We start from the raw sequence: 3,585 nt of genomic DNA on the forward strand, positions 1-3,585 counted from the left end.
TCTCAATTTGGCCCTCAATTTTGGTTTTTTCTTTAGCTATTTTTTCTGCCTTTTTTTCAAGGTGTTCTAAAAATTTCATCAAATCATCTTGAACTGACTTTTCTGCTAACAATTTTTCGGACAGGGTTTTTGATATTCCAGGGAAAACTTTTTTAGCTTCATCCTCTGTAAGTTCAGTAGGCTCTTTTTCAATAAATTCCTTGCCTTTTTTAATTCTATATTTCCCGTTTTTAAGTTGGTCATCTTCTCCTTGGAAGATGAATTCAATATGAGTTATAGCTCTGCCCTTTTTTGCTTTTACTTTGTTTATTTTTAAACTTCTGAAACATGGAGATAGTTCACTTTGAATAGGCTTTAGAACATTATCGGTTATATGGCAAACCTGATAACTTTTAGGGATGCACAGTAATTCTCTAAATTGTTCGATTGTGAATATAGCATATCCAGTTTTTCTGAATCGTTTCAATTGCCTGTATGCTGTTTTAGCATAACTAGATCTCAGATTCGTAAACTCTTCAAGCTCGAATTTTGTAAATTCTTGAGACAGTTGATTTAATATATATTCGAGTTTAGGGTTTACTCCAATCTCTACAGTCTCTTTGTCTAAATCTATTTCGTAGTGATGGAACAAAACAAACCCTCTAATCATATGGCCATCTCTTTCTGTATATTGCAAAGACAGGAGCTTTTTATAAACACTTTGAATATCATCTACAAACCTAGTATTCGAAGTAGGTTTATAGTCGCTCAATTGCTTTAAATCATTAAAATCAAATTTGATAGGATCAGTACCTTTTTCTCTCATGCGTGAGCAAATAGAAAAAAACAAATCCATCTCCACACTGTTGAAATTCCTCATAGGAATCAGATTTAATTCGTTTTTATAACATACGATTTCGTTTGCCAAATTCAATCACCTCTTTTGTTTTTAAATATATAATTATTTTACAATAAACATATTATAAAAAACAACACGTTTTTAATAATTGTTCATAACAGACAAAACTATGTTTTATAACAGACAAAACTATGTTTTATAACAGACAAAACTATGTTTTATAACAGACAAAACTATGTTTTTACTATAGCTGTAATTAAGCATTTTCAGTGCATTGATACATGCCTAAAAAGGTTTTAAAAAAAAAGATCTTTAAAAAATATATATAAAAAAAGCAAACCCCTAAAAAAAAGGACAAAAAAAATAGTCTTCTGGAGATGAAAAATTATAATTCCAGACAAAACTACCTTGATACAAAACTAAAGCCAGTAAAATCAATGATTACAGTGAAATATAAAAAAGACAAACCCAAAAGATGCCTGTAAGTGAAGTTCAAGCAGCTTAGGATCTAAACCTAACTAACTACTCCTAAATTCACTGATTGCAAGTATCTTAAAGATTTGCCTTGAGAAATTATTCTTAAATTTTTAAATCTCTAAGTCTTTTACACTCAAAGATTTAGGTTTAATGGATTGTTCCATAGCTTTTTTTTCCTGGATAAACTTTTGAGCTTCTTCCAGAAGTCCTTTTTGGTCTAAATAATCTTTCGTGTAGTCCAGTTCTTTGTCCTTAGAACTCATTTTTTGCTGTTTTTTAAGGTTTTTCTCTTTCAGATCTTCCCACATACCATGAAGCTTATGAAAATCGTTGCTATACGATATATTTTGGCTTTCCAGCAATTCTATTTTACTTTCAAGAACAGGAATTTTCTTAACTGCACTTTTCAAATATTCGAACTGCTCAGCATCAACCACAACTTTATCTTTGCTTAGAAGCTTAGATTTTGCGTTTATAGAGTCTATTCGCTCAAAATCGACCTTCAGGTTGTTGTATTTGTTTAAATCGCTTTTAAGGGCATTTAAATCGCTTTTAAGGCTATTTAATTCTGTCTCAGTTTCTGCCTTTTTCCCTGAGATCACTTTTAGCTGCTTTTCCGTTTCCGTCAGCTCATTAAAAGCAGTTTGTTTTTTAAACTCAGCCATTTCAATATGTTGGCGAATCCCTTGTCCCTTTTCCATAGGAAATCCATTATCGTTCATGTGCTTATGATAATCAGCTTGGAGACTTGTAAGCTCTTGTTTGGTGAAAACACTCTTAGCACTAAGCCTTCCATCATCAGTAACAGGAACTATGTATGTATGAAGATGGGGAGTCCTTTCGTCAAGATGGAGCTTTGATGCAATGACATTCTTTTCACCGTAACGATCTTTAAGAAAATCATTTGTAACTTCAAAAAACTTTTTAGTCTGCTCTGGAGAAAGATTATCGAAAAAGGCCTTATCTGATGTCGCAACAAAACCAACTGCAACTACTGCATCTTTTCTAACTGCCTTTGGGAGATCAAGCTCTTGGATCCTGTCTTTAACCCTCATGTAGTAAGTTCTATCGTCTGACCTATGAAAATCTATGTTTTGGTGGCTCTTGGAGTAGTCTATATCAGGATTTGTCTTACTCTCTTTTAGTCTTTCGTTATGATTTTCTATGCCTTTCATAGAACCCATTTTAAGTTTCTGCATATGAAGAACGGCAAAACTCATCAATTAACCTCCTGAATATATAAAAACAAATTAAAAAATGAGTTACTTTGAAACTGCATCAGTTCTTTCTTTTCTTTTACTTTCTGGAACTAAATTTATATACATTTCATCTATTTTCTTAGGTTGAGTTATTTGATTCTCTATAATTAGATTAACTAGTTCAAATAAAGTGATTGCACTATCTTGAATATCATCATTGCTCAATTTGCCAGGGTGAACAGAATTATTACCTACAACTCTAACTATATCTAAAGCAGACTGGATTTGCTTAGAAAGCCCATTTTGTACAAGAAAAGCAATATCATCATCTATTTTTTTCCCTTTACCACCTAAATGTACACATAATTTTTGTATAGCCAATCTCAAGAGAGCGCTGGCTCCCCTTGGAGAATCATTTACTATAGATCTTGCTTCAAGATAATCTAGTTTTATATCTTCAGGCATATCCTCATGTGGGTATGGTGCTATAGATTCTTTAGGTAAAATCATATATGCGCTTGTTTTTTCATAGTCAATTACCATCGATACGCTATCTTCATCCAACTTGTTTTTTTCATCTACATCCCAATAACTAATTCCTTCACAGTTACAACAAACTGATATATGGATTTTAACTGGAATTGGTCCATAATCTGCAAATTTAAATGGTACTTGCCTATATTTTGTAAATGCAACTAAAGGATACCAAATCATATGAGAAAATGCTGAGCAATAAGGACAATTAAAAGCAGGAAGATTAAATTTTGGAGCTACATAGTTATTCATTTTTAAGTTCTCCTCTAATAATAATATTTTTTGAACTTGCTTTATGGAACGTGTCACTTCTTTATAAAGTGAAGTAAAGTATAGCACATTATACTTTACTTCGTAAAGATGTGCCATTGCATGGAGCTAAACCCTTAGAAAACCTAAAGAAATAGCTCCAAGATCAGGATGAAAAATTCCTAGACATCAATCTCAATTTGGCCCTCAATTTTGGTTTTTTCTTTAGCTATTTTTTCTGCCTTTTTTTCAAGGTGTTCTAAAAATTTCATCAAATCATCTTGAACT

General features: G+C 32.0%; 3 protein-coding genes. All 3 read right to left on the reverse strand.

All coding sequences use genetic code 11. From position 1 onward, the window contains the following. On the reverse strand, nt 1-907 hold a 907-nt coding region (locus J2Z35_RS14390), incomplete at its 3' end, for a replication initiation protein (RefSeq protein WP_209662097.1). Nucleotides 908-1,425: 518 nt separating this feature from the next. Next, nucleotides 1,426-2,535, reverse strand: coding sequence for a MobV family relaxase (gene mobV / locus J2Z35_RS14395; protein WP_209662098.1), 1,110 nt, complete (start codon nt 2,533-2,535; stop codon nt 1,426-1,428). Nucleotides 2,536-2,577: 42 nt separating this feature from the next. After that, nucleotides 2,578-3,300, reverse strand: coding sequence for a DUF4145 domain-containing protein (locus J2Z35_RS14400; protein WP_209662099.1), 723 nt, complete (start codon nt 3,298-3,300; stop codon nt 2,578-2,580). Between the last annotated feature and the right edge of the window lie 285 nt (nt 3,301-3,585).

This window comes from Acetoanaerobium pronyense (assembly GCF_017874355.1).
Classification (GTDB): Bacteria; Bacillota; Clostridia; order Peptostreptococcales; family Filifactoraceae; genus Acetoanaerobium; species Acetoanaerobium pronyense.